Raw genomic sequence first — 25,414 nt, 5'->3', positions numbered from 1 at the left:
GGGAAGGTCAGGCGTCCGGCGCGGCGGTCGCCCGGCGTCGGCAGTGCAGGAAGAGGTGCGGTTCGGGCCGGGCGTCCGGGTGGGTCGGGGTGAACATCGACGCCTCCTGGTCCAGCACCTCCAGGCCGGCCTCCTCGGCCAGGGCGACGAGGCGCTGTGCGGGGAAGCTGGAGACGCGCACGGGCTGGCCCATGAAGGTGGCGTCGACCCCCTCCACGTCCAGCGGCACCGTGGCCAGCACCAGGTACCCCTCCGGTCGCAGCAAGCGCACGAGGCGCCCGACCAGTTCGGTCTGCTCCCGCCGGTCCAGCTGGAGCAGCGAGAAGTACACGCACACCGCGTCGAACGAACCGTCGTCGAGCGGTGCGTCACGGATGTCGGCGCACTGGAAGACGGCATCCGGCACCTGCCGGGCCGCCAACTCCACCATGACCGGCGAGACATCCACGCCCAGCACGTCGTGACCGGCCGCGGCGAGGGTCCCGGCGGTGGGCCTCCCCGTGCCGCTGCCCACGTCCAGCACCCGGCTGCCCGGCGCCAGCCGGCCGAGCAGCCACTCCAGCGAACGCCGGTGCGTCCGGGACCCGGCGAACGCCCTCTCGTACTCGGCGCCCAGCGCGTCGAACGCGGCTGCGGCCCGTGGCCGTCGCTGCTCGTCGCTCACGTGGAATCCCTCCGGTGCGGTGGCCGGTGCCGACGGCATCGTTCCACCGGGGGCGAGCCGCCGACAAGCACCCCGCCGGGCGAACGGCGCGGGGCGGGTGCCCGCCGGGGCGGATCCGCGAGCGGTGGGCTACCGGCCGCCGTCGTCCCGGGCCGTCCCCGGTTCCGCCATCCGGCGGTGCACGGCGGCCTTGACGCGGTCCGGCAGCACCTTGTCCGCGACCCCCTGCGCCTTCGTCTTCGCCGATCCGGTGACCAGCTTCCCGCGGCCCTTCATGACCGCGTCGTACGCCTGCCGGGCGACCTGCGCCGGGTCGTCCTTCGGCATGGTGCCGACCTTGGTGTCCGTCATGCCGGCCCGCCGGAAGAAGTCGGTCTCCGTGGGGCCCGGCATGAACGACGTGACCGTGACGCCGGTGCCCTCGACCTCCTCCTGGAGCGCCTGGGCGAAGGACTGCACGAAGGACTTCGACGCGTTGTAGACCGATTGGAAGGACCCGGGCATCGTGGCGGCGACCGACGACGTGAACATCAGGCGCCCCACTCCGCGGTCGACCATGTCCCGCAGCAGGGGCTTGGTGAGCCGTACGGTCGACGTGACGTTGAGGTCGATGACCGACCGGTCGTCGTCGGGGTCGGTGTCGACGAAGGCGCCTCCCTGCCCCACTCCCGCGTTGAGGGCGGCGACGTCCAGGGCGAGCCCGGTGAGCGCGGCGACCAGGTGGTCCACCCCGTCGGGCGACCGCAGGTCCGCCCCTACGGCCCGCACCTCGACGCCGGACTCCCGGAGCCGGCGGGCGGCGTGCTCCAGCCGGTCGTCCTCGGCGTTGATCACGAGGTCGTGGCCGTGCTCGGCGAAGAGAGCGGCCAGCTCGTACCCGATCCCGCCGGAGGCCCCGGTGACCAGGGCGAGCGGCCGGCTGCTGTCCATGGCTCCTCCTAGGGCGCGTCCACGCCCGCGACGGCCTTCCGGGTTCCCCGATCGCGGGCTCCGAACAGTGCGACCGGAGGTCGGGGAGGAGGGCGGGGAGCGGGTGCCCGCGAGGTGAGGGAATCCTGACAATTCCCGACCGGGCTGAACGCTCCGCCCCGCCGCCGCGTATGGAGCCGGGGGCATTCCATGTCCGAGTCCGTCACGACACAGGAGCACGTCTTGGGACACAACAGGCGCAGACGCCCGACCGGGGCGCGGCGCGCGACCTTCGGAGCGGTCGCGCTGATACTGGGGGGCGGCGGCCTGGTGGCCGTCAACGTCTTCGCCTCCGCGACCGAGTCCGGCAACACGGCCGTTCCCCTGGGTAGTTCCGGCATCGCGGCGACCGTCGACTGCCCCGACCCGGCCGAGCGGCTGACGACCGTGCCGGAGCAGGCGCGGCCGGAGGTCGACACCGAACTGGCCCAGTTGGACCAGCAGATCGCCACCGCCTACCGCCAACTCCAGGAAGCGGCCCGCACCGCGGACGACGGCAGCCTCGACGAGGGCGCCGTCCTCGATCCGCTGGAGAAGGAGCGGGCGGCCACGATCGGGCGGATCGTCGCCGCCGTCGAGAAGGCCGGCGACCGCCCGGAGGGCCTGGACGCCCTCGCGCCGTGCACGCTGCGCCGTACCGAGATCACCACGGACCAGGCCGCAGGCGACGGCCCCGATCAGCAGGAAAAACAGCAGGACGGCAGTGGTGAGGACGCCGGTGCGGGCAAGGACGCCGGAAACGGCGACGGCGCCGGAGACGGTGCGAACGCCGGAGACGGTGCGGGCGACGGCGGGCAGCAGACCGGCAACGGCGGACAGGCGGGCAACGGCCCCGTGGCGGCGGACTACGCCGACATCGAGTCCGTCCAGCCGAACGTGCGCAAGGCCGACCGGCAGAAGGGCGCCTCGAACGGCTCCTTCGCCACCAGCTGCGGAGTCAACGCCGACGGCCTGTTCAACTCGGACAACCTGATCGCCGCCCCCGGCGTCGGCAACGGCGCCCACCACTTCCACGACTACGTCGGCAACCAGGCCAACGACGCCTTCGCCAGCGACGACGACCTGGCCGCAGGCGACACCAGCTGCGCCGACCAGGGCGACAAGTCCTCGTACTACTGGCCCGTGCTCCGCCTCCAGAACGGCACCGTCGAGCAGGACGCGCAGTCGCCCGGCGGCGGCGTCGAGGGCAACGCGGGGGAGATCGTCACCCCGGCCGAGGTCACGCTCACCTTCGAGGGCAACGAACGAGCCAAGGTCACCGGCATGCCGCGGCTGCTGCGCATCATCACCGGTGACGCGAAGGCCTTCGTCAACGGCAACACCAACGCGAACGCCTCCTGGAGCTGCACCGGGTTCGAGGACCGCCAGCTCAAGGACAAGTACCCGCTCTGCCCCTCCGGCAGCGACGTGGTGCGCACCTTCACCTTCCAGAGCTGCTGGGACGGCCGCAACATCGACAGCGCCAACCACCGCACCCACATGGCCTTCGCCGCCGCCGACGGCGCCTGCCCGGACGGTTTCAAGCCCATCCCGCGCCTGGTGCAGCGCGTGGTGTACGACGTGGCGGCACCCAGCCTCCAGGACGGCGGCAAAACGGTGCCGCTGTTCGCCGTGGACTCGTTCCCCGAGCAGTTGCACAAGCCGGTCACGGACCACAGCGACTTCATCAACGTCTTCGACGAGGACCTGATGCGGGAGATGGTCGACTGCGTCAACTCCGGTCGTGAGTGCGGCCCGGACACGCCCCCCGGTGCCGAGCCGGGCCAGGGCGAGGACCCCGGCGCGACCGAGGCCCCGGACGACGGCAAGGGCCGGGAAGACGGCAAGGGGGAGGAGCAGCCGGCCGGGGACGACGCCGGGAAGGACACGGGCGACGACGCCGGGAAGGATGCCGGAAAGGGCAACGGCGACGACTCCGCGCAGAGCGGTGGGGATCCCCAGCAGAACGGCGGTGAGCAGCCCGCGCCTCCTGCCGCCGGGCAGGACGCCGACGCCTCCCCGGACGCCGAACCCAGGGCCGCCACGACGCCCGCCGACACCGCCGACGAGGTGGGAAGCGCCGTGGCCGCACCCGCCCCGGCCGGGGACACCGGCGACGGTGGCGACGGCGCCGGATCGGCCCCGGGGCAGCAGGCACAGGGCGGCCTCGCCGAGACCGGCTCCGGACTCGGCCTGTGGCCCGCCGCGATCGGCGGCGTCCTCTTCGCCGGCGGCTGCGTGCTGCTGATCCGCTCCAGGCGGAGTTCCGCGTGACACCGGCATGACGGCGGGTGGACGGGAGGCCCCTCCCGTCCACCCGCTTTGCCCGCCGCGGGAACTGGCTTATTCGGAATGTTGCCAATCCGTGAACCCGGGCGCAGCCTGTTCTCCGAAGGCGTTTGGGAGCGCTCCCATCGTGTGTCGCGCTCCCGGCCGTCGAACTCCGCCGACGTCCCCCCACCCGGAAGAAGGCACCATGAGTTGTCATGATCACGGCAGTATGGTCGGGCCCGCCCGCACCCGCGGACACGCACCGGCCGTCCGGCGCGCCACGACCCTGGTCCTCAGCGCTCTGACCGCGGTCCTGCTCGCCCTGGTCCCGTGGAGCGGTACCGCCTTCGCCCACGGCTCGGTCGTCGACCCCGCCTCCCGGAACTACGGGTGCTGGGACCGCTGGGGAGACGACTTCCAGAACCCCGCGATGGCCGACGAGGACCCCATGTGCTGGCAGGCCTGGCAGGCCGACCCCAACGCCATGTGGAACTGGAACGGCCTCTACCGCAACGGCTCCGCCGGTGACTTCCAGGCGGTCGTGCCCGACGGGCAGCTGTGCAGCGGCGGCCGGGCCGAGAGCGGGCGCTACAACGCCCTGGACACCGTCGGCGCGTGGCAGACCAGCGACATCACCGACGACTTCACGGTCAAGCTGTACGACCAGGCCAGCCACGGCGCCGACTACTTCCTGGTCTACGTCACCCGGCAGGGCTTCGATCCGGCCACGCAGGCGCTGACCTGGGGCGACCTCCAGCAGGTCGCACGTACGGAAAGCTACGCGCCCAGTCAGAACTACGAGATCCCGGTGAGCACCTCGGGCCTGAGTGGCCGGCACGTGGTCTACACGATCTGGCAGGCGTCGCACATGGACCAGACGTACTTCCTGTGCAGCGACGTCGACTTCGGCTGACCCGCGCCACCCCGTCCCCCCACAGCCCCGCCGGACGCACCGCGTCCGGCGGGGCCCGGTCGGCGGCGGGGTCAGACGTTGACGCCGAAGTCCGCGGCGATCCCCGCGAGGCCCGAGGCGTAGCCCTGTCCGACCGCCCGGAACTTCCACTCGGCGCCGTGCCGGTACAGCTCGCCGAAGACCATCGCGGTCTCGGTCGAGGCGTCCTCGGACAGGTCGTAGCGGGCGAGCTCCTGGTCGTTCGCCTGGTTGACGACGCGGATGAACGCGTTGCGTACCTGGCCGAAGCTCTGGCCGCGGTTCTCCGCGTCGTGGATGGAGACCGGGAAGACGATCCGGTCGATCTCGGCGGGGACGGCGGCGAGGTTCACCTTGACCGCCTCGTCGTCGCCCTCGCCCTCACCCGTGAGGTTGTCGCCGGTGTGCTCGACCGACCCGTCCGGGCTGGTGAGATTGTTGTAGAAGACGAAGTGCCGGTCCGAGAGCACCTTGCCCGAGGTGTCGAGGAGCAGGGCCGAGGCGTCCAGGTCGTAGTCGGTGCCGGTCGTGGTGCGCACGTCCCAGCCCAGACCGACCAGCACGGCGGTCAGGCCGGGCGCCTCCTTGCTGAGCGAGACGTTGCCGCCCTTGGCCAGGGAAACTCCCACTGCGTTCTCCTTCGTCGTGTTCGCCTGTCACGGCTGCTGATCACGTTCCGTTGCGCACGTCCCGCCGATCACGACCGCCGGGCGCGTCCGTGCGCCCTGCTCGACAATCTACAACACTGTAGAAGTTCGCCCGCCGGCCGCCTTCCGGTCCGCCTTCTATACGATGTCGCTCCGGAAGGCGCACAGCGGCAGTGAGGAGGCGGGCCGTGACGGATCACCGGCGTCCGCGGCGGCGGGGTCAGGGTGAGCTGGAGGCCCTGGTGCTGTCGGCGTTGAGCGAGGCGGACGGCCCCGTGACGGCCGGCTGGGTGCAGGAGCACCTCGGCGGCGACCTCGCCTACACCACGGTGATCACGATCCTGACCCGGCTCCTGGAGAAGGGCGCGGTCGGCCGGAAGCGGGCGGGCCGGTCCTTCGCCTGGACCCCCGCCTCGGACCACGCGGGTCTCGCCGCGCGGAAGATGCGCAAGGTCCTGGACGCCGAGAGCGACCGCGAGGCGGTGCTGGCCAGCTTCGTCACCGGCCTCGACCCGGACGACGAGCGGCTGCTGCGCGCGCTCCTCGGGCACGCCCGCGCCGCGGAGGACGGCTGACGCCGCATGGGGGTCTTCGTCTTCCTGCCGCTGGTCCTGCCGCTCACGGCGTGGCCCATCGCCCGGCTGGCCGAGCAGCACCTGCACCCGCGGACGGCGACCCGACTGCTCACCGCCGTCGCCGCAGTGATGGCCGTGTGCAGCACGCTCTGCCTGGCCCTGCTCATGGTGGTCGGCACCGCGCAGCTCCCGGGCAACCCCCTGCCCGACGGCTGGTCGGACCCGGAGGTACGGGCGGCGGTGCCCTACGACGAGGTCGCCGGCAAGGCCGCCATCCCCGCCCTGTGCGCGGTGGTCGCGGCCTCGGCGCGGGCCCTGTGGCACCACGGCCGGGTACGCCGCCGGGCCCACCAGGCCCTGGCCGGGCTGCCGGGATCCGCGGTCGCCGTGCTGCCGGACGACGTGCCGTACGCGTACGCGCTGCCCGGCGGGCGCCGCGACCGGGTGGTGGTGACCACGGCGCTGCTCGACTGCCTGGAACCGGCCGAACGGCGCGCGCTGTTCGCCCATGAGCGTGCCCACCTCGCCGACCGGCACCACCGCTTCCTGCTGGCCGTCCGGCTCGCCGCGCTGGCCAATCCGTTCCTGCGCCCGCTGCGGACCGCCGTCGCCTACACGGCGGAGCGGTGGGCGGACGAGACGGCGGCGCGGGCGATCGGCGACCGGCGCACGGTGGCCACCGCGATCGGCAAGGCAGCCCTCGTCTCCCGGGGCACTCCGGTCGCCACCCTCGCCGGTCTGGCGGCCCCCGGCCCGGTGCCGCGGCGGGTGGCGGCCCTGCTCGGACCCGCTCCCGCGGTCCGCACCTGGCCGCCGGTCTTCACCTCGGTGGGCCTCGCCGCGTGGGGCGCGGCCGCCGGTACGGCCATGTCGGCGATGTCGTCCGCGAACGCCGCGGTCACGATGTTCCTCATCCTCCGGACCGCGACGCCCCTCTGAGTCCCCTTCCGGGCCTCCTCGACTCCGTTTCCCCTTCCGGTTTCCCTCGATCTCTCGGAAACCGCGTTGGAAAAGCGCAGGTCAAAGGGTTTCTGGAGAAATTTCATCACTGGATCGGGTGATCGGCCAATCCGGAACCCGGCCTGCTCCGGATTCCCGATGTGAGCAGAGAACCGAGACCGCGCCGCCGGCGAACGGGCGGCTGACCCCGATCCGGGTCGGCCGGCCGCCGCACCACGGCACCGCGTACTCGGCGGACCGCCGCACACCAGCCAAGCCTTGCACCACAACTCCGCACCCACGCAGCCTTCGTGCTGCCCGTTATCAGGGAGATTCTCCATGAACGCCCGCATTCGTCGTTCCGCCGTAGCCGTCGTCGCAGCCGCCGTCCTGCCCCTGTCGCTGGCCGCCTGTTCCGACGACGGCGACAGCGGCTCCTCGGACTCCGCCCAGGCCGAGACGTCGGCCCCCGCGGCCGGCGACGACCAGTCGGAGGACACCGCCGGCGGCATGTCCGGCAGCGACAGCGACGAGCCGTTCGGTCCGGCCTGCTCCACGGTGCCGAAGGAGGGCGCCGGTTCGTTCGACGGCATGGCCAAGGACCCGGTCGCCACCGCCGCCTCGAACAACCCGGCCCTGTCCACGCTGGTGTCCGCGGTGAAGAAGGCCGGCCTGGTCGACACGCTCAACAACGCCGAGAACATCACGGTGTTCGCGCCGACCAACGACGCCTTCGCGAAGATCCCGAAGGCCGACCTGGACAAGGTCCTGAACGACAAGGCGATGCTCACCGACATCCTGACCTACCACGTCGTGGGCCAGAAGCTCGCGCCCAAGGACCTGGAGAAGGGCTCCTTCGACACGCTGCAGAAGTCCAAGCTGACCACCTCGGGCTCGGCAGAGTCCTACAAGGTGAACGACTCGGCCAACGTCGTCTGCGGCAACGTCAAGACCGCCAACGCCAACGTCTACATCATCGACAGCGTCCTCATGCCGAAGAGCTGACGCGCGGGCGGGCGCGTCGGCGCCGGGGGACGGGCAGGGCGGTCGCCCGCCCCCGGCGGCCCGGGGCCCCTGTGGTAGCTTGCGGAAGCCAGTCGAACCCACCTGGTGGGTCAGGGAATCCGGTGCGAATCCGGAGCTGACGCGCAGCGGTGAGGGTGACGGGCGGAACACGGCCACTGGACGGCGCACGCCGTCCGGGAAGGCGTTCCGTCCGGTCGAACCCGAGTCCGAAGACCTGCTGGCACCCGTGCCGCGTGCGGCGCGGGCCGCATCGTACGAACGGGCTTCGCGCATGAGCCCTCGACGCCAGAGGACCGCTCTTGCCCGCAGCGCCCCCCGTCGGCCTCCGCCGGCCCCCGTCCTTCCGCCGTGCCTTCCCCCTGTCCCACCGTGTCCCGCGCGGTCCCGTGTTGCTCCTCGCCTGCGCCCTGCTGGCCGCCGGCTGCGGCTCGGGGCCGCCTGCCGACGACTCCGCCCCGGCGGGCGGGGCGGCCGGCTACCCGCGCACCGTCCGCGACTGCGGACGGGAGGTCGAGGTCACCGCCCCTCCCGAGCGGGCGGTCTCCCTCAACCAGGGGACCACCGAGATCCTGCTCTCGCTGGGCCTGGCCGACCGCATGGCGGGCACCGCCACCTGGACCGACCCGGTCATGAAGGGACTGGAGAAGGCCAACGCGGGTGTGCCCCGGCTCGCCGACGACATGCCGTCCTTCGAGGCGGTCCTGGACGCCGAACCCGACTTCGTCGCAGCCTCCTTCGCCTCCACGCTGGGCACCGGCGGCGTGGCCACCCCCGAGCGTTTCGCCGAACTCGGCGTACCGGCCTACCTGTCCCCGTCCGACTGCGCCGGCAAGGACAACAGCGGCGACGGCGACGGCGTCCGGGACAAGGCCCTCACCATGGACACCGTCTACCGCGAAGTCCGCGACCTGGCCCGCGTGTTCGACGTCGAGGAGCGCGGCGAGAAACTCGTCGCCGACCTGGAGTCCAGGGTGGAGGAGGCGACGGCCGGCATCGACGCCTCCGGCGTGAGCCTCATGTACTGGTTCGCCAACTCCACCTCGCCCTACCTGGCGGGCTGCTGCGGCGCCCCCGGCGTCATGACCCGCGCCGTCGGCGCGCGCAACGCCATGGACGACACCCATGAGGAATGGCCCCAGGTCGGCTGGGAGACCGTCGCCGACCGCGACCCCGACGTCCTGGTCCTCGGCGACCTCACCCGCAGGTCGCAGACGGCCGAGACGGCGGCCAAGAAGATCGAGTTCCTGGAGTCGGACCCCGTCACCAGGAACATGACCGCCGTCCGCGAGCACCGGTACGTGCTGCTCAGCGGCCAGGCCATGAACCCCACCATTCGTACCGTCGAGGGCATCGAGCAGGTGGCGTCCGCGCTGCGCGCGTCCGGGCTCACCAAGTGACCCCCGCCGGGGCGGCGAAGACGGCGGACCGGGCCCCCGCCGGCATACCCGCGGCCCGGCGCGCCCGCCCCCTGTGGCTCTGGGCGCCGGCCGGGACCGTCGCCCTGTGCGTCTCGGTGGCCGTCGCCGTCACCATCGGCCCGGCGGACATCGACGTCGCCGACGTGTGGTCCGTGATCGCCGCCCACCTCGGCGTCGGCACCACCGCCGGGGACGTCTCCCCGCTCCGCGACGGCATCGTCTGGGACCTGCGGCTGCCCCGCACCCTCCTCGCCGCGGCGTGCGGCGCGGGGCTCGCCGTGTGCGGTGCCGTCCTGCAGTCGCTGCTGCGCAATCCGCTCGCCGACCCCTTCGTCCTGGGCGTCTCCTCGGGCGCCTCGACCGGTGCGGTGCTGGTCGTCGTCCTCGGCGTGGGCGGCGGCGCGCTGTCCGTGTCCGGCGGCGCGTTCCTCGGGGCGGTCTGCTCCTTCGCGCTGGTGATGCTGCTCAGCCACAGCCTCGGCGGCACCACCGACCGGGTCGTGCTCGCGGGCGTGGCGGCGATGCAGCTGTTCTCCTCGCTCACCTCCTTCGTGGTGCTGACCGCGGCCGACGCCGAGACCACCCGCGGAGTGCTGTTCTGGCTGCTGGGCTCGCTCGGCGGCGCCGGCTGGCCCGACGTGTGGACCGGCGCGGCGGCCCTCGTCCTCGCCCTGGCCGTGTGCCTCGGACACGCCAGGACGCTGGACGCCTTCGCCTTCGGCCAGGACGCGGCGGCCACGCTGGGCGTCCACGTGGTCCGCACCCGGCTGGTACTGCTGTGCGTCACCGCCCTGCTCACCGCCGTACTGGTCGCCTCGGCCGGCGCGATCGGCTTCGTCGGCCTGGTGCTGCCGCACGCCGTACGGGCCCTCACCGGCCCAGGACACGCTCGCCTCCTGCCGGTCTGCGCTCTCGCCGGAGCCGTGTTCCTGGTGTGGGTCGACACGCTGGCCCGCACCGTCCTCGAACCCAAGGAGGTCCCGGTGGGCGTGGTGACCTCGTTGATCGGCGTGCCCGCCTTCGTCCTCGTGCTGTACCGCACCCGGAGGCCACGGTGACCCTGAACGCCGAGCGGGTCTCCCGCGCCGCCGGCGGACGCCTGATCCTGGACGGCGTCGACCTGAGCCCCGGACCCGGAGCCACGACCGGCCTGCTCGGCCCCAACGGCTCGGGCAAGTCGACTCTGCTGCGGCTGCTCGCCGGTGTGCTCGCCCCGGCCTCCGGCGTCGTCACCCTCGACGGCCGCCCGCTGGACCGGGTGGGCCGCCGCGACGTCGCCCGGCGCGTGGCCGTGGTCGAGCAGCAGGCGGACACGCAGGTGGAACTCACGGTCCGGGACGTCGTCCGGCTCGGCCGGATCCCGCACCGCCGCCCCTGGACACCGGCGTCGGCGGCCGACGAGGAGGCGGTCACGGACGCCCTGGGGCGCACCCGCCTCACCGCGCAGGCCGACCGGCTCTGGCACACCCTGTCCGGAGGCGAACGCCAGCGGGTCCAGATCGCCCGCGCCCTCGCCCAGCAGCCGCGCGAACTCCTGCTGGACGAGCCGACCAACCACCTCGACCTCAGGCACCAGCTGGACGTGCTGGCGCTCGTCGCCGCGCTCCCCGTCACCAGCGTCGTCGCCCTGCACGACCTCAACCTCGCGGCGATGTACTGCGACCACCTGGTGGTGCTCTCCGAAGGACGTGTCGTCGCCCGCGGTGAACCGGCCGAGGTCCTGACGGCGGGCCTGGTCGCGGAGGTCTACCGGGTCCACGCCGAGGTCACCCGCACCGGCCCCGCCGCCCGCCCGCACGTACGCTTCCTGGGCACCTTGCCGGACTGAGGCGCCCTCGGACGGTCGGCCCCCGGGAAGCGTCACTCCATCAGCCCGGCGGCGAGCGCGGCCCCCAGCTCCCAGCAGGCCTCCAGGTCGGCCTTGCCGGGTTCGCCGGCCACGCTCACCGCCGGTGCCGCCCGCTGCCAGCCGAGTCCCGTCGTGACCGACTCGACGGCGCGCACCGCACCGGTGGTGTCGCTGCCCCCGTGCACGTAGTACCCGAAGGGGCGGCCCCGCGTCTCGTCCAGGCACGGGTAGTAGACCTGGTCGAAGAAGTGCTTGAGGGCGCCCGACATGTAGCCCAGGTTGGCCGGGGTGCCCAGCAGGTACCCGTCGGCCTCCAGCACGTCGACGGCCGTGGCCGCCAGCGCCGCCCGCCGGACCACCCGCACCCCCTCGATCTCGGGCGCGGACGCTCCGGACACGACGGACTCCAGCATCGCCCGGCAGTTCGGCGACGGAGTGTGATGCACGATCAGCAAAGTGGCCACCCCCGAAGCCTGCAGCCCCTCACCCGCCGACCGCAAACGGACACCACGACGCCCGGCCGGACGCCATGGCGCCTGGTCGGACGCCACGACGCCCGGTCGGACACCACGATGCCCCGGTCGGACACCACGACGCCCGCCGACGACTGCCCCCCCCGGCGGATCACGCCTCGGGCGCCCCCGTCTCGGTCAGCTCTCCGTCGGCCAGCTCCAGCCACCGGCCGACGCCGATCCCCCGCAGGAACCGCAGGTCGTGGCTGACGACCACGAAGGCTCCCCGGTAGGAGTTCAGGGCGCTCTCCAACTGGCCCACGCCGACCAGGTCGAGGTTGTTCGTCGGCTCGTCCAGGAGCAGCAGGTGCGGGGCCGGACGCGCGCACAGGACGCAGGCCAGCGTGGCCCGCAGCCGCTCGCCGCCGGAGAGCAGCCTGACCGGCAGGTGGGCGCGGGCGCCCCGGAAGAGGAACCGGGCGAGGAGGTTCATCCGCTCCGCCTCCGGCCGGTCCGGAGCGTGGACGGCGAAGTTCTCGGCGACGGTGCGTGCGTCGTCGAGCAGGTCGAGCCGCTGGGAGAGGTGTGCGACGCGCCCGTCGGCGCGCCGCAGCTCGCCGCCCTCCGGCGCCAGGTCGCCGTTGACCAGACGCAGCAGCGTGCTCTTGCCCGTGCCGTTGGCGCCGGTCAGCGCGATCCGTTCGGGTCCCCGGACCGTCAGGTCGGCGCCCGCACCCGCGAACACGTCCCGGCCGCCGAGCCGGATCCGCAGCCGCTCACCGGCGAAGAGGGTGCGGCCGGCGGGAACGTCGGTCTCCGGCAGGTCCAGCGTGATGCGCTGCTCCTCGCGCAGCGACCGCTCCGCCTCGTCCAGGCGCGCCCTGGCCTCGCCGACCCGGTCGGCATGGGTCTGCCCCGCCCGGCCCGCGGACTCCTGCGCCCCGCGCTTCATGGTGCCCGCGAAGATGCGGGGGAGGCCGGCGCTCTTCAGGTTGCGGGCCGCGTTGCTCGCCCGGCGGTCGGCGCGCTCACGGGCCTGCTGCAGTTCCCGCTTCTCCCGCTTGAGCTCCTGTTCGGCGTTGCGGACGTTCTTCTCCGCGACCTCCTGCTCCGCGCGGACCGCGTTCTCGTACGCCGCGAAGTTGCCGCCGTAAAAACGCAGTTCGCCCTGGTCCAGTTCGGCGGTGCGCTCCATGCGGTCGAGCAGCTCCCGGTCGTGGCTGACCAGGAGCAGGCAGCCGTTGTACTCCGTGAGCACGTCGTGGAGTCTGCGCCGGGCCGCCACGTCGAGGTTGTTGGTGGGCTCGTCGAGCAGCAGTACGTCGGGACGCTTCAGCAGCTGGGCGGCGAGCCCGAGGGAGACGATCCGACCGCCGCTGAGCGTGCTCAGCCGCCGGTCGAGACCGAGACCGCCCAGGCCCAGGCGGTCGAGCTGGGCGCGAGTGCGCTCCTCGACGTCCCAGTCGTCGCCGATGACCGTGAAGTGCTCCTCGGCCACGTCGCCGGACTCGACGGCGTCGATGGCCCGGATCACGGCGTCGACGCCGAGGACCTCGGCCACGGTGAGATCGCCGGTCAGGGGGAGGGTCTGGGGCAGGTGGCCGAGGACACCCGGGACCGACACGGAACCCGCGGCGGGCCGCAGCTCGCCGGCGATCAGCTTGAGCAGGGTGGACTTCCCGGCACCGTTGGGGGCCACAAGACCCGTACGGCCCGTGCCCACGGTGAACGACAGATCCCGGAAGACAGGAGTGTCGTCGGGCCAGGAGAAGGACAGGTGGGAACAGCGAACGGCGGCGTCGGACATGAGGACGACCTCGTGGAGGCTGGGGGCAGGGAACACCACTGCCCGGGCAGACAGGGAAGCGGGAACGACGAGGAGGCCGCTGCGACGGCGCTCGAACGCGCCCGCTGCGGCCTACCGGCTCCGGGTCTCACCCGGAGATGTCGTCGTCACCCACCATGTCCGCGACTCCTCGCTGCACGATCAACGTCTCTCGCACATTAGCAGCCGGGCTCCCGCACCGGCCCCGGCGCCGATTCGGACGCGGTCCGCCGGGCCGGCCGGAGAACCGTCGGCCCGGCCGCCGCGAAGGCCTCGTCGAACAGTTCGGAAGGCGCCGCCAGCGGGTCGGTCAGGTGGGCGACCGCCGCCCTCGCGGTGCGGTGCCAGAGCGTGTGGCGGCGGAGCATGGCGTGGTCGCCGTCCTCGACCACCAGCATCCCCGCCCGGGCCCCGGCGCCGCGGGCGCGGGAGACGTACGCGGCCGACCCGGCGGGGTCGGTGATGCGGTCGCGGTCGCCGTGCAGAACGAGTACCCGCCGGTCCCGCAGCTGCGCGACGGGTTCGCCGGGAGGACACCAGGGCGCGAGGGCCACCACGCCGCGTACCCCGTCGGCGCCCGCCGCGCGCAGGGCGGCCCGGCCGCCCATCGAGTGGCCCAGCAGGACGACCGGCACGTCTCCGACCAGCCCGCGCAGCTCGGCGAGGGCGCGCCGGGTGTCCCGCAGCGGCTCCGCGGCAACGCCGTTCCAGCCGCGGCTGCGGTAGCGCACCTGGGCCAGGAACACGTCGTCGCGGCCGGTTGACGCCTCCAGATCCCGCAGGAAAGGACGCATCCGCAGGGCCGCCGGCTGCCACGGGCGCGCGGCGGCGCGGCTCTCCACCCGGCCTCCGTGCAGCACCAGCACGGCCGCCCGGGGCCGCGCCGGACGGCGCCGCACCCGCAGCGCGGACCCCGTCGACGGATCGTCCTCAACGCTCATGCCGCTCCCGTTCCCTTCAGCCACTGTCCTGCCCCGCCCGTCCCGTACTGTCCTGCCCCGCCCGTCCCAGGTGATCCGTCGCCGCGACGCTTCCGGACTGGTGGCCGGAGCAGCGGTTCGCGACCCGGTCCAATCCGCCGGGCCCCCGGCTCCGGATTACCCGTGCCAGCGTTGATCACAGTGGGGTGGAGGAGCAGCGAAATGCCGCGAGCGTCAGGGGAGGCCGCACGCCGTACCGCCGTCGTCGGCAGCGGAGTGGCGGGCCTGACCGCCGCACACATACTGGGCCGGGCGCACCACGTCACCCTCTACGAGGCGGACGACCGCCTCGGGGGCCACGCCCATACCCACGACCTCACCTCGTCCGACGGCCGGGTCCACCGGGTCGACTCGGGGTTCATCGTGCACAACCGCCGCACCTACCCGAACCTCCTGCGCCTCTTCGACGAACTCGGCGTCGCCACCCAGGAGTCGGAGATGAGCATGTCGGTGCGGTGCGAGGGCTGCGGGCTCGAGTACGCCGGCGCCCGCGGCCCGGCCGGACTGCTCGCCCGGCCGCGCAACGCCCTGCACGGCCCCTACCTGAGGATGCTCGCGCAGGTGCCCCGGTTCCACCGCGCCGCCCGCCGCCTGCTCGGCGAGGACGCCGACCATGCCATGACCCTGGGCGAGTTCCTGGACCGCGAGGGCTTCTCGCCGTACTTCCGCGCCCACTTCATGACGCCCGTGGTCTCCGCCGTGTGGTCCTGCGACGCCGCGACCGCCCTGCGCTACCCGGCCGCCTACCTGTTCCGCTTCCTGCACCACCACGGCATGCTCGCCGTCGGCGGCTCGCCGGTGTGGCGCACGGTCACGGGCGGCTCCCGCTCCTACGTCGACCGGGTCGCCGAGCGACTGCCCGACGTCCGCACCGCCACCCCCGTCCGGGCCGTGACCCGGCACGCGGACGGCGTGGACGTCACCGCGGGCGACGGCACCACCGACACCTACGACCATGTCGTCGTCGCCGTCCACCCGGACCAGGCACTGGAGCTGCTGGCCGACCCGACGCCGGACGAGAAGGAGGTCCTCGGCGCCTTCCGCTACTCCCGCAACGCCACCCTCCTGCACACCGACACCGCCCTGCTGCCGCGCGCCCGGGGAGCCAGGTCCTCCTGGAACTACCTCATGCCCGCCTGCGACGCGGGCGCCGACCGGGTCCGGGTCAGCTACGACATGAACCGGCTGCAGCGCCTCGACGCCGCCGACACCTACGTCGTCACGCTCGGCGGCGAGGACCGGGTCGCCCCCGGCCGGGTGCTGGCCCGCATGACCTACGAACACCCCGTCTACACGCCCGAGTCGGTGGCCGCCCAGCGACGCCTGCCTGCACTGCGTACCCCGGTCACCGCCTACGCCGGGGCCTACCACGGCTGGGGGTTCCACGAGGACGGCTGCCGTTCGGGGGTGGAGGCCGCCGCGGCCCTCGGAGTGGCCTGGTGACCCCCGCCCCGACGGCACGCCCCGGGCTCTACCCCTGCGAGATCGGCCACATACGCCTCGACCCGGTCCGGTACACCCTGCGCCACCGCACCTACATGTGGCTCGTCGACCTCGACCGCCTCCCGCGGCTGCCGCGCCCACTGCGCCCGTTGGCCGGCTTCCGGGCCCGCGACCACTTCACCGGCGACGCCCCCACGCTGCGCGCGGGCCTGGAGCGGTTCCTCGCCTCCCGCGGCGTCGACCTGGAGGGCGGCCGGGTCCTGATGCTCGCGCACGCCCGGGTCCTCGGGCACGTCTTCAACCCGCTCACCCTGTACTGGTGCCACGGCCCCGACGGCGCCCCGCGCTGCGTGGTCGCCGAGGTGCACAACACCTACGGCGAACGCCACGCCTACCTGCTGAACCCCGACGAGGCGGGCGTCGCGCGCGTCGACAAGGAGTTCTACGTCTCGCCGTTCCACCCGGTCGACGGCGCCTACCGGATGCGGCTGCCGCTGCCCGGCGACCGCCTCGACCTGACCGTACGCCTGGACCGGCCTGGCGCCCGGCCGTTCACCGCGACCGTACGGGGTACCCGGAGGGCGGCGACCCCCGCCGCCCTCCTGCGGCTCGCGCTGCGGCACCCCTTCTCGACCCTCGCCGTGTCGGCCGGCATCCGCCGGCACGGCATCCGTCTCTGCCTGCGCGGCCTCCCCGTCCAGCCGCGCCCGAGAAACCGCACCACGGAGAAAGCGACATGACTGCAACCCACCCCCGCCCCGCCGCCACGACCCCCGTCCCCACGGGCCGCGGCACGCCGGTCGACGCCGGCCGATGGCCCGACGTCGCCGCCCCGCCCCACGCCTCGTGGGCCCGCCGCGCCACCACCGCCGCCGTCGTGCGCCGTGCCCTGCACCGGCTGCCGCTGCGGGTCCGGTTCGCCGACGGCGACACCGTCGGCCTCGGCGGACCGCTGGTGGAGGTCCACGACCCCGACGCCTTCCACGGACGGATCGGCGCCCAGGGCCTCATCGGCTTCGGCGAGTCCTACATGGCCGGCGAGTGGGACGCGCCGGACCTGGTCGGCGCCCTCACGGTGCTCGCCGCCCACGCGGCCGACCTGGTCCCCTCCCCGCTCCAGCGGCTGCGCGGCCTGTGGCACCAGCGCCGGCCCGCGGACCGGCGCAACACCCCCGAGGGCGCGCGGGACAACATCAGCAGCCACTACGACTTGTCCAACGACCTGTTCGCCCTCTTCCTGGACGACACCCTCAGCTACTCCTCCGCCGTCTTCCCCGCCTTCCCCGCCCGCCGCGCCTCGTTCGCCGCCGCACAGCAGCGCAAGATCGACCGGCTGCTCGACCTCGCCGAGGTCGGCGACGGCACCCGGCTCCTCGAAATCGGCACCGGCTGGGGCGAACTCGCCCTGCGCGCCGCCGGACGCGGCGCCCACGTCACCTCCCTCACCCTCTCCCGCGAACAGCGCGACCGCGCCCTGGCACGCGCCCGCGAGGCGGGCCTCGCCGACCGGGTCCGGGTCGAACTGCGCGACTACCGCGAGGAACAGGGCACGTACGACGCTGTCGTCAGCGTCGAGATGATCGAGGCCGTCGGCGCCGAGTTCTGGCCGGTCTACTTCCGCACCCTCGACGAGCGCCTCGCCCCCGGCGGCCGGGTCGCCCTCCAGGCCATCACCATGCCGCACGATCGCATGCTCGCCGCCCGCGACACCTACACCTGGATCCAGAAGTACGTCTTCCCCGGCGGCCTGATCCCCTCCACCGACGCGATAGAGGCGACCGTCCGCGACCACACCGGCCTGCGCGTCGCCCACCGGTACGACTTCGGCGCGCACTACGCCGAGACGCTGCGGCTGTGGCGCGAGCGGTTCACCGAGCGCGCCGCCGAGGTCGACGCGCTCGGCTTCGACGAGACCTTCCGGCGCCTGTGGACCTTCTACCTCGCCTACTCCGAGGCTGGTTTCCGCGCCGCCTACCTAGACGTCCAGCAGTACCTGTTCACCAAGGAGGGCACCGCCCGATGAGCACCGTCCGCACCAGCAGGCCCGGCGCCGCCCACCGGCTCGCCGCGCTCGTCGAGGACGCGCTCGGCGGCCCCCTCCCCGTCCGGCTGCGCGCCTGGGACGGCTCCGAGACCGGCCCCGCCGAGGGCCCCGTGGTCGTCGTGCGCTCCCGGCGCGCTCTGCGCCGCCTGCTGTGGCAGCCCGGCGAACTGGGCCTGGCCCAGGCCTACGTCACCGGCGAGGTGGACGTCGACGGCGACCTCGCCGACGGCCTGCGCCGCATGTGGGCGGCCACCCGCGAGCGCCGGCTGCACCCGCCCCGGCTCTCGCTCGCCGACCGGGCCCGCGCGGCGGGCACCGCCGTCCGCCTCGGTGCCGTCGGCCCCCGCCCCCCGGTCCCCGCCTCCCAGGCCCGGCTCCGCGGCGGCCTGCACAGCAAGGCGCGCGACCGCGCCGCCATCAGCCACCACTACGACCTCTCCAACGACTTCTACCGCCTCCTCCTCGACGAGACGATGGCCTACTCGTGCGGGGTGTGGGCGGACACGTACGCCGAGGCCGACGCCGCCGACGCCCAGCGCGCCAAGCTGGAGCTGATCTGCCGCAAGCTGGGCCTCACCGGGGGCGCCCGCCTTCTCGACATCGGCTGCGGCTGGGGCTCGCTGACCCTGTACGCGGCCGAACAGCACAAGGCGAGGGTCACCGCGGTCACCCTCGCCGCGGAGCAGGCGGCACACGTGCGCGAACAGGTGCGGGAACGGGGCCTGGCGGACCGGGTGGAGGTGATCTGCCAGGACTACCGCGACATCACCGGCGGGGACTACGACGCCGTCTCCACCGTCGAGATGGGCGAGCACGTCGGGGACGCCGAGTACCCGGCCTTCACCGCGGCGCTGCACCGCATGGTCCGCCCCGGAGGACGCGTCCTGGTGCAGCAGATGTCCCGTGGCGCGGTCGCGCCCGGCGGCGGTGCCTTCATCGAGGCGTACATCGCCCCCGACATGCACATGCGGCCCCTCGGCGAGACGGTCCAGCTCCTGGAGGGCGCGGGTCTCGAAGTACGCCACGTCGAGTCGCTGCGCGAGCACTACGTCCGCACGGTCGCCGCGTGGGAGCACACCCTGGAAGCGCGCTGGGACGACTTCGTCGCGCTGGTCGGCGAGGAGACGGCCCGGGTGTGGCGGCTGTACCTGGTGGGCGGCGCGCTCGCCTTCGAGCAGCGGCGCATGGGCGTCGACCAGATCCTGAGCGTGCGGCCCACCGCCGAGGGCGTCAGCGGGATGCCCGCGACGCCGGGCGAGTGGTACGAACGGCTGGACCGCCCGTGAGCGGCTTCCCGTGGGGCGCGTTCGCCGTGGGCCTCGGCTGGGCGGCGGCGGCCGCGTTCGCCGTCATGCTGGCCACCTTCGCCGTCGCCGTGCGCAAGGGCGTCCACCGGGTCGTGGACGCCGCCTGGGGCCTCGGGTTCGCCGCCGTCGCCGTCGTGACCTGCTCGGTCGCGGCGGCGACGGGGGAGGGCGACACCGGACGCCAGGCGCTCGTCGGGGTCCTGACCGTCGTCTGGGGCGTACGGCTGGCCGTGCACATCGCCCGGCGCGGCCGGGGCCATGGCGAGGATCCGCGCTACGACGCGATGCTCGCCAAGGCCCCCGGCAACCGGAACCTCTACGCCCTGCGCATGGTCTACCTGCTGCAGGGCGCGCTGGTGTGGCTGGTTTCGCTGCCCGTGCAGGCCGCCGCGTACGGCGCCGGGGCTCCGTCGGTCCTGGCCTGGACCGGTGCCGTCGTGTGGGCGGTGGGGCTGGCCTTCGAGGCCGTGGGGGACGCCCAGCTGGCCCGGTTCAAGGCGGACCCGGCCAACCGGGGCCGCCTCATGGACCGCGGGCTGTGGAGCTGGACCCGGCACCCCAACTACTTCGGCGACTTCTGCGTCTGGTGGGGCCTGTTCCTGGTCGCCTGCGACGCGGGCCCGGCCGCCGCCGCGGTGTCCGCCGTCTCCCCGCTGGTGATGACGTACCTGCTGATCGGCGGCAGCGGGAAGCGGCTCCTGGAGCGGCACATGGCCGGCCGGCCCGGGTGGGAGGCGTACGCGGCACGCACCAGCGGCTTCTTCCCGCGTCCGCCGCGCGCGTCCGCGTAGGACCCGCTGCGGAACCGCCTCCGGTCCTGGACAAGGCTGCGGGACTGCCTCCGGTCCTGGACAAGAAGGGGTGGAAAAAAAGGGGTGAGGGCCGGGCCCTCACCCCTTTCGGACCGGCTTCAGGCCGGCATGCTCAGCAGCGCGATCGGGTCGGAGGTCGGCTGGTCCGACCCGCCGGCCGGTTCGACCGTGATGCCCACGCCCGCCGCACCGTCGACGGCCCCCTCCATCAGCACCGCCTGACTGGTGCTGCCGGGATCCATCAGGCCCGCCGAGCGCATCGTGCCGTGGTCGTCGAACCAGAGCTGATAGACCGAGCCCTGCGGCGGCTCGGCCATGCCCGAGGCCAGGAAGACCGCCCGGTCCCGGTCCGCGGAGACCACCAGCGTCCCGCTCGCCCCGTCGGACAGCCGTGCCGTACGGGACTCGGCGTCCGGCGCGGCCAGCACCCCCGCGAGGGTCTCGGCCCGCTGCTCGGCCTGCGTCGCCCGTTCCCCGGCGTCCTGGGCGCGTTCGTACTGCCACACCGCCGTGCCGCCGAGGCCCGCAGCGGCGGCCAGGCAGGCGGCCAGCGCCCACCGGGCCAGGCCGCGTCCGCGGGGCGCGGCGCGGCGGGCCTTCGCCGCCGTGCCGCCGTCCGGCGGGACCTGGCGCACGGTGGTGATGCGGTGCAGCACGCGGTCCTTGAGGACCGGCCCCGGCGACAGGGTCTCGGCCAGTCCCAGCCGGGCCGTCGCGGCGGCGAACTCCCGGGTCTCCTGATCGCAGGTGGCGCAGCCCGCCAGATGGCGTTCGAAGGCGTCCCGCTCGTCGTCGGGCAGCGCGTGCAGGGCGTAGGCGCCCGTCAGGCTGTGCAGGTCCTCGGTGCGCATCACGCGCTCACCCCCAGGCAGTCGCGGAGCCGGATGAGACCGTCACGCAGCCGCGTCTTGACCGTGCCGAGCGGCAGCGCGAGCGACTCTGCCACCTGCCGGTAGGTCAGGCCGCGGTAGTAGGCCAGGGTGACGGACTGGCGCTGGATGTCGGTCAGGGTGCGCAGACAGCGCCGCACCTGCTCCCGTTCGAGGCGGGTCTCGACCTGTTCGGTCACCTCGTCGTACTCGGGCGTGCGGTCGAGCAGGGCGGCCTTGTGGTCGCGGGCCGCGGCGGCCTCCACCGACCGCACCCGGTCCACGGCCCGCCGGTGGGCCAGCGTCAGGATCCAGTTGACCACGGTGCCGCGATCGGGCCGGTAGCGGGGCGCCGTGCGCCACACCTCGACCAGCACCTCCTGCGCCACCTCCTCCGACTGCGCCTGGTCGCGCAGCACCCCCCGGGCGACGCCGAGCACGGAGCCGGCCACGGCGTCGTAGACCGCGGCGAAGGAGTCCTGATCGCCCAGGGCCACCTCACGCATCAGCTGCTGCAAATCTGGCTGGGACGATGGATTTCTGCCGATGTGTACGGCTTCCTTCACGGTGGTTTCTCCAAGATGAGTGCGACGGGGCAGGGGTGTCCCCGCGTAATCCGGGGCCGCACGGTCCGCGGATTGGTCGCCGGACAGGCACGATACGCGGGGTGACCTCGCCGGACGCCCTTCTTCCCGGCGGAGCCGCCGGTACACTGGCCACCGTTCGCGTTCAGGGAATCGAAAAGGGAGGTGAGGTCGATGACCGTGCGCGCAGCCGCCCCTCGTGGCGCCCGGGTCTCCCTCGCGTCCCGAGCGGCCTCCTGACCCCGCTTCCCGCAGAACGCACCCCGGAAGGGATCCTCGTCCCGTCATGTCCCGCACCTGGAACACCCGCGCCGAGACCGGCGCCGACATCCCCGTCGTCCGCGACATCGTCACCGCGGCCTTTCCCACCCCCGAGGAGGCCGCCCTCGTCGACGCCCTGCGCGCCGACCCCGGGGCGTGGATCGAGGGGCTGTCCCTCGTCGCGGTGGACGACTCCGACCGCCCCGTGGGCCACGCCCTGCTGACCCGCTGCCACATCGGGGACCGCCCGGCGCTGTGCCTGGCCCCCGTCGCGGTACGTCCCGAGCGGCAGCGCGGCGGCGCCGGCACGGCCGCCGTACGGGCCGCGCTGGACGCGGCCGGGCGGCTCGGCGAGCGCCACGTCGTCGTCCTCGGCCACCCCGAGTACTACCCGCGCTTCGGCTTCACCCGGGCATCCGCCCACGGCATCGGGCTGACCGTCGACGTCCCGGACGAGGCGCTGATGGCCCTCACCCTGGACGCCGCCCACCCGCTGCCCGCGGGCACCGTCCGGTACGCGGCGCCGTTCGGCATCTGATCCGGCACGCACCGTGGCGGCGGGCGACCGTCCCGCCGCCACGGTGCGTCTTCTTCGGCGCAAACCCTTGACCCCGCGCCCGTAGTCCTTCACATTACTCGTTAATGCGCATGAGGTAATGCGCATTAACACGAGCGGTCGCGACCCGAGCGGTGCGACCGGGCGGCGCCCCGGAGCGGGCGCGAGGGACGCGGCAGAGAGGAGCAGCGGTGGCGAAGGAAGCCGCAGGGCGGGCGCGACCGGGCAGAGCGCCCGCGCCGGCCGACCGGCGGGGCCGGCCGAGGCAGGCGGAGGTCGCCAGGCTCGCGGGAGTCTCACAGGCGACGGTGTCCCTGGTGCTCTCCGGGCGCGACATCGCGACCGGGCGGCCGATCTCGGCACCGACCCGGGCCAAGGTCCTGGACGCCGCCCGCAGCCTCGGCTACGTCCCCGACCCGGCCGCCAGCCGGCTCGCCGCCGCCCGCAACAACCTGCTCGGCGTCTTCAGCTTCACCGCGACCTTCCCGACCGACGTCCGGCACTCGTACTACCCGTTCCTCGTCGGCGTGGAGCAGGAGGCCGCCGCCCAGGGGTACGACCTGGTGCTGTTCACCGGGTCGAGCACCGGGGGAGCGGGGGCCGGCGGCACCGGCGCGCTCAACCGCGTGCGCCTGGCCGACGGCTGCCTCTTCCTGGGCCGCCACGCCCCCTCGGACGAGCTGAGCCGACTGGTCGCCGACGGCTTCCCCGTCGTCCACGTCGGCCGGCACGACGAACCGGAGGGCCTCGCCTGGGTCGGTGCCGACTACGTCAGCGCCAGCCGCGAGGTCGTCACCGCGCTCGCCGGACTCGGCCACCGCCGGGTCCTGCTGGTCCGCGAGGACGACGACGCGCCCGCGTCCGCCGACCGTGAACGCGGCTTCCTGGACGGTCTCGCGGCGAGCGGCCTGCCCGGCGGCCCCGACGCCGTCTTCCGCAGCGGCGACCCGCGTCGCGACCTGACCGCCGACCGGGTCCGGGCCTGGCTCGCCGACGGCGTGAGTGCCTTCGTCGCCGAGGAGACCGACACCGGCGCCGCCTGGCGTGCCCTGCGCGCCGCCGTCGACGCGGCGGGCCTGGACTGCCCCGGCCAGGTGTCCCTCGCGCTGCTCGGCAGCCCGCCCGCCGACCTCGCGGACGGACCGGTGCCGATGGGCTTCGACATCCCGCGCCCCGCCCTGGGCGCCGAGGCCGTGCGGCTGCTCGCCGCCCGGATCGGCGGCGGCCCGGCCGCGGGCACGCTCGTCGCCTGCGCCTTCCGGCCGGGCACCACCGCGGGACCACCGGCCACCCCCTGAACACACCCCCGTACCGACCGCACCGACTCCAGGACCGCACACCCCGTACCGACCTCACCCCCGTACCAACCGCACCACCAGAAGGAGCAGCGTGATACCGGAACCCGACATCCTCGTCGTCGGTGGCGGCCTCGGCGGCGTCGCCGCCGCCCTCGCCGCCTGCCGGGCCGGCCGCAGCGTCGTCCTGACCGAGGAGACGGACTGGATCGGCGGCCAGCTCACCAGCCAGGCCGTGCCGCCCGACGAGCACCCGTGGGTCGAGCAGTTCGGCACCACCGCCACCTACCGGCGGCTGCGCGAGGGCATCCGCCAGTACTACCGCCAGTGGTACCCGCTGCGCGCCGAGGCCGCCGCGCTCACCCGCCTCAACCCCGGCGCGGGCCGGGTCAGCAAGCTCTGCCACGAGCCCCGCGTCGCCCTCGCCGTCCTGGAGGGCATGCTCGCCCCGCACCGGGCGGCCGGGCGGCTCACGGTCCTCACCGAGCACCGCCCGGTGGCCGCCGAGGCCGACAGCGACACCGTACGTGCCGTCACTCTGGAGAACCTCCGCGACGGGACCCGCCGCACCGTCCCCGCCCGGTACGTCCTGGACGCCACCGAGACCGGCGAACTGCTCCACCTCGCCGGTGTCGAGCACGTCAACGGCGCCGAGTCCCGCGCCGAGTTCGACGAACCCCACGCCCCCGAGCAGGCCCAGCCGGGCAACCAGCAGGGCATCACCGTCTGCTTCGCGCTCTCCCACCACGAGGGCGAGGACCACACCGTCGACCGCCCCGCCGACTACGACTTCTGGCGCGACTACAAGCCCGAGTTCTGGCCCGGCCCGCTGCTCGGCTTCGAGGCCCCCGACCCGCGCACCCTGGAACCGGTGCCGCGCACCTTCGAACCCAACCCCGACCTCGACCCGCTGGCCGTCAACGCCGACCAGAGCGCCGACGCGGGCGACAAGGAACTGTGGGGCTTCCGCCGCATCCTCGCCCGCAAGCTGCACAGCGACGGCGCCTTCGACTCCGACATCACCCTCGTCAACTGGCCCCTGAACGACTACTGGCTGAAGCCCTACATCGGCCAGGAGGCCGAAGCCCTGCGCGAGGCACGGCAGTTGTCCCTGTCGGTGCTGTACTGGCTGCAGACCGAGGCGCCCCGCACCGACGGCGGCACCGGGTTCCCGGGGCTGCGGCTGCGGCCCGACGTCACCGGCACCGAGGACGGCCTCGCCAAGGCGGCGTACGTGCGCGAGTCCCGGCGGATCAAGGCGGTCACCACCGTCACCGAGCACGACGTGGCCATCGACCTGATCGGCCCGTACGGCCGCACCCGCCACCGGGACTCCGTGGGCGTCGGCAACTACCGCATCGACCTGCACCCGTCCACCGGCGGCGACGGCTACGTCGACATCGGCTCCGTGCCCTTCGAGATACCGCTCGGCGCCCTCGTGCCCCGCCGGGTGCGCAACCTGCTGCCGGCCGGCAAGAACCTCGGCACCACGCACATCACCAACGGCTGCTACCGCCTGCACCCGGTGGAGTGGAACATCGGCGAGGTCGCCGGAGCCCTCGCCGCCCACTGCCTCGCCGAGAACGTGGAGCCGCACCAGGTGCAGGCCGAGGACAAGCGGTACGACGAGTTCGCCAAGGTCCTCGACCGCGCCGGCGTGGAACGTCACTGGCCCGACGTCAGGGGCTACTGAACGACCCCGCGCGCGAGGAGAGTTC

Annotated in this window: 24 protein-coding genes and 1 riboswitch; of the genes, 16 read left to right on the top strand and 8 right to left on the bottom strand. The window is 73.8% G+C overall.

Annotated features, from left to right (window positions below; all coding sequences use genetic code 11):
- Positions 1 to 7: 7 nt before the first annotated feature.
- Together IG94_RS0105045 and IG94_RS0105040 are read right to left on the bottom strand one after the other, a co-directional pair.
- The gene (locus IG94_RS0105045) at positions 8 to 703 is read right to left on the bottom strand and encodes a class I SAM-dependent methyltransferase (protein WP_031031637.1); all 696 of its coding nucleotides are present in this window, start codon (positions 701 to 703) and stop codon (positions 8 to 10) included.
- 90 nt (positions 704 to 793) lie between these two features.
- The gene (locus tag IG94_RS0105040) at positions 794 to 1,594 is read right to left on the bottom strand and encodes an SDR family NAD(P)-dependent oxidoreductase (protein ID WP_031031634.1); all 801 of its coding nucleotides are present in this window, start codon (positions 1,592 to 1,594) and stop codon (positions 794 to 796) included.
- Positions 1,595 to 1,783: 189 nt separating this feature from the next.
- Here IG94_RS0105040 and IG94_RS0105035 point away from each other — a divergent pair, with 189 nt between their 5' ends.
- Entirely contained in the window at positions 1,784 to 3,886 is a 2,103-nt protein-coding gene (locus IG94_RS0105035; protein WP_078892164.1) for a DUF1996 domain-containing protein, read from the top strand.
- 202 nt (positions 3,887 to 4,088) lie between these two features.
- Complete coding sequence (locus IG94_RS0105030; RefSeq protein ID WP_031031628.1) at positions 4,089 to 4,796, top strand: lytic polysaccharide monooxygenase auxiliary activity family 9 protein; 708 nt, start codon at positions 4,089 to 4,091, stop codon at positions 4,794 to 4,796.
- 71 nt (positions 4,797 to 4,867) lie between these two features.
- Here IG94_RS0105030 and IG94_RS0105025 read toward each other — a convergent pair whose 3' ends face one another.
- Positions 4,868 to 5,443: a TerD family protein gene (locus tag IG94_RS0105025; protein WP_031031624.1), complete on the bottom strand. Its 576-nt coding sequence runs from the start codon at positions 5,441 to 5,443 to the stop codon at positions 4,868 to 4,870.
- Between the two features lie 206 nt (positions 5,444 to 5,649).
- On the opposite strand from IG94_RS0105025, the gene IG94_RS0105020 reads away from it, so the two are divergent.
- From IG94_RS0105020 to IG94_RS0104995, 6 genes are all read left to right on the top strand, one after another.
- Positions 5,650 to 6,036: a BlaI/MecI/CopY family transcriptional regulator gene (locus tag IG94_RS0105020; protein ID WP_031031620.1), complete on the top strand. Its 387-nt coding sequence runs from the start codon at positions 5,650 to 5,652 to the stop codon at positions 6,034 to 6,036.
- A 6-nt stretch (positions 6,037 to 6,042) separates the two neighbouring features.
- Positions 6,043 to 6,975 carry a M56 family metallopeptidase gene (locus IG94_RS0105015; RefSeq protein WP_031031619.1) on the top strand — a complete coding sequence of 311 codons (933 nt, stop codon included), beginning with the start codon at positions 6,043 to 6,045 and terminating at the stop codon, positions 6,973 to 6,975.
- Between the two features lie 339 nt (positions 6,976 to 7,314).
- Positions 7,315 to 7,980 carry a fasciclin domain-containing protein gene (locus IG94_RS0105010; RefSeq protein ID WP_031031616.1) on the top strand — a complete coding sequence of 222 codons (666 nt, stop codon included), beginning with the start codon at positions 7,315 to 7,317 and terminating at the stop codon, positions 7,978 to 7,980.
- A 72-nt stretch (positions 7,981 to 8,052) separates the two neighbouring features.
- Positions 8,053 to 8,237: riboswitch (cobalamin riboswitch) on the top strand.
- Between the two features lie 123 nt (positions 8,238 to 8,360).
- The gene (locus IG94_RS0105005; RefSeq protein ID WP_031031614.1) at positions 8,361 to 9,398 is read left to right on the top strand and encodes an ABC transporter substrate-binding protein; all 1,038 of its coding nucleotides are present in this window, start codon (positions 8,361 to 8,363) and stop codon (positions 9,396 to 9,398) included.
- Positions 9,395 to 10,477: a FecCD family ABC transporter permease gene (locus IG94_RS0105000; protein WP_031031612.1), complete on the top strand. Its 1,083-nt coding sequence runs from the start codon at positions 9,395 to 9,397 to the stop codon at positions 10,475 to 10,477. The genes IG94_RS0105005 and IG94_RS0105000 overlap by 4 nt, the downstream gene beginning before the upstream one ends.
- Entirely contained in the window at positions 10,474 to 11,247 is a 774-nt protein-coding gene (locus tag IG94_RS0104995) for an ABC transporter ATP-binding protein (protein ID WP_031031609.1), read from the top strand. Before IG94_RS0105000 ends, IG94_RS0104995 begins: the two co-directional genes overlap by 4 nt.
- A gap of 32 nt (positions 11,248 to 11,279) precedes the next feature.
- Here the strand turns inward: IG94_RS0104995 and IG94_RS0104990 are convergent, their stop codons facing one another.
- From IG94_RS0104990 to IG94_RS0104980, 3 genes are all read right to left on the bottom strand, one after another.
- Entirely contained in the window at positions 11,280 to 11,732 is a 453-nt protein-coding gene (locus tag IG94_RS0104990; protein WP_031031605.1) for a flavodoxin family protein, read from the bottom strand.
- Positions 11,733 to 11,892: 160 nt separating this feature from the next.
- On the bottom strand, positions 11,893 to 13,527 hold the full coding sequence (locus tag IG94_RS0104985) for an ABC-F family ATP-binding cassette domain-containing protein (RefSeq protein WP_031031602.1): 1,635 nt from the start codon (positions 13,525 to 13,527) through the stop codon (positions 11,893 to 11,895).
- A gap of 197 nt (positions 13,528 to 13,724) precedes the next feature.
- Positions 13,725 to 14,486: an alpha/beta fold hydrolase gene (locus tag IG94_RS0104980; protein ID WP_031031598.1), complete on the bottom strand. Its 762-nt coding sequence runs from the start codon at positions 14,484 to 14,486 to the stop codon at positions 13,725 to 13,727.
- A 201-nt stretch (positions 14,487 to 14,687) separates the two neighbouring features.
- Here IG94_RS0104980 and IG94_RS0104975 point away from each other — a divergent pair, with 201 nt between their 5' ends.
- The 5 genes from IG94_RS0104975 to IG94_RS0104955 are packed head-to-tail and all read left to right on the top strand — an operon-like array spanning position 14,688 to position 20,110.
- The gene (locus IG94_RS0104975; protein WP_031031596.1) at positions 14,688 to 15,968 is read left to right on the top strand and encodes an NAD(P)/FAD-dependent oxidoreductase; all 1,281 of its coding nucleotides are present in this window, start codon (positions 14,688 to 14,690) and stop codon (positions 15,966 to 15,968) included.
- On the top strand, positions 15,965 to 16,708 hold the full coding sequence (locus IG94_RS0104970) for a DUF1365 domain-containing protein (RefSeq protein WP_031031594.1): 744 nt from the start codon (positions 15,965 to 15,967) through the stop codon (positions 16,706 to 16,708). The genes IG94_RS0104975 and IG94_RS0104970 overlap by 4 nt, the downstream gene beginning before the upstream one ends.
- Positions 16,705 to 17,991, top strand: a complete 1,287-nt coding sequence (locus IG94_RS0104965) for an SAM-dependent methyltransferase (RefSeq protein ID WP_031031590.1) — start codon at positions 16,705 to 16,707, stop codon at positions 17,989 to 17,991. Before IG94_RS0104970 ends, IG94_RS0104965 begins: the two co-directional genes overlap by 4 nt.
- On the top strand, positions 17,988 to 19,298 hold the full coding sequence (locus IG94_RS0104960) for an SAM-dependent methyltransferase (protein WP_031031587.1): 1,311 nt from the start codon (positions 17,988 to 17,990) through the stop codon (positions 19,296 to 19,298). The genes IG94_RS0104965 and IG94_RS0104960 overlap by 4 nt, the downstream gene beginning before the upstream one ends.
- The gene (locus tag IG94_RS0104955; RefSeq protein ID WP_031031584.1) at positions 19,295 to 20,110 is read left to right on the top strand and encodes a DUF1295 domain-containing protein; all 816 of its coding nucleotides are present in this window, start codon (positions 19,295 to 19,297) and stop codon (positions 20,108 to 20,110) included. The genes IG94_RS0104960 and IG94_RS0104955 overlap by 4 nt, the downstream gene beginning before the upstream one ends.
- A 119-nt stretch (positions 20,111 to 20,229) precedes the next feature.
- Here IG94_RS0104955 and IG94_RS0104950 read toward each other — a convergent pair whose 3' ends face one another.
- Both IG94_RS0104950 and IG94_RS0104945 read right to left on the bottom strand, forming a co-directional pair.
- A complete protein-coding gene (locus IG94_RS0104950) occupies positions 20,230 to 20,982 on the bottom strand; it encodes an anti-sigma factor (RefSeq protein WP_031031581.1) in 753 nt (250 codons plus the stop codon).
- Entirely contained in the window at positions 20,982 to 21,566 is a 585-nt protein-coding gene (locus IG94_RS0104945) for a sigma-70 family RNA polymerase sigma factor (protein ID WP_031031578.1), read from the bottom strand. The genes IG94_RS0104950 and IG94_RS0104945 overlap by 1 nt, the downstream gene beginning before the upstream one ends.
- A gap of 304 nt (positions 21,567 to 21,870) precedes the next feature.
- Between IG94_RS0104945 and IG94_RS0104940 the strand changes: the two genes are divergently transcribed.
- The 3 genes from IG94_RS0104940 to IG94_RS0104930 all read left to right on the top strand — a co-directional run bounded on the left by IG94_RS0104940 (position 21,871) and on the right by IG94_RS0104930 (position 25,389).
- On the top strand, positions 21,871 to 22,383 hold the full coding sequence (locus tag IG94_RS0104940) for a GNAT family N-acetyltransferase (protein WP_031031575.1): 513 nt from the start codon (positions 21,871 to 21,873) through the stop codon (positions 22,381 to 22,383).
- Between the two features lie 209 nt (positions 22,384 to 22,592).
- Entirely contained in the window at positions 22,593 to 23,699 is a 1,107-nt protein-coding gene (locus IG94_RS0104935; RefSeq protein WP_031031573.1) for a LacI family DNA-binding transcriptional regulator, read from the top strand.
- A 91-nt stretch (positions 23,700 to 23,790) separates the two neighbouring features.
- Positions 23,791 to 25,389 (top strand): FAD-dependent oxidoreductase, encoded by a 1,599-nt coding sequence (locus IG94_RS0104930; RefSeq protein WP_031031570.1) that lies wholly within the window; start codon positions 23,791 to 23,793, stop codon positions 25,387 to 25,389.
- Positions 25,390 to 25,414 lie beyond the last annotated feature (25 nt).

Source organism: Streptomyces olivaceus, from assembly GCF_000721235.1.
Lineage (GTDB): Bacteria > Actinomycetota > Actinomycetes > Streptomycetales > Streptomycetaceae > Streptomyces > Streptomyces olivaceus.
This window is presented reverse-complemented; position numbering and strand designations above follow the sequence as displayed.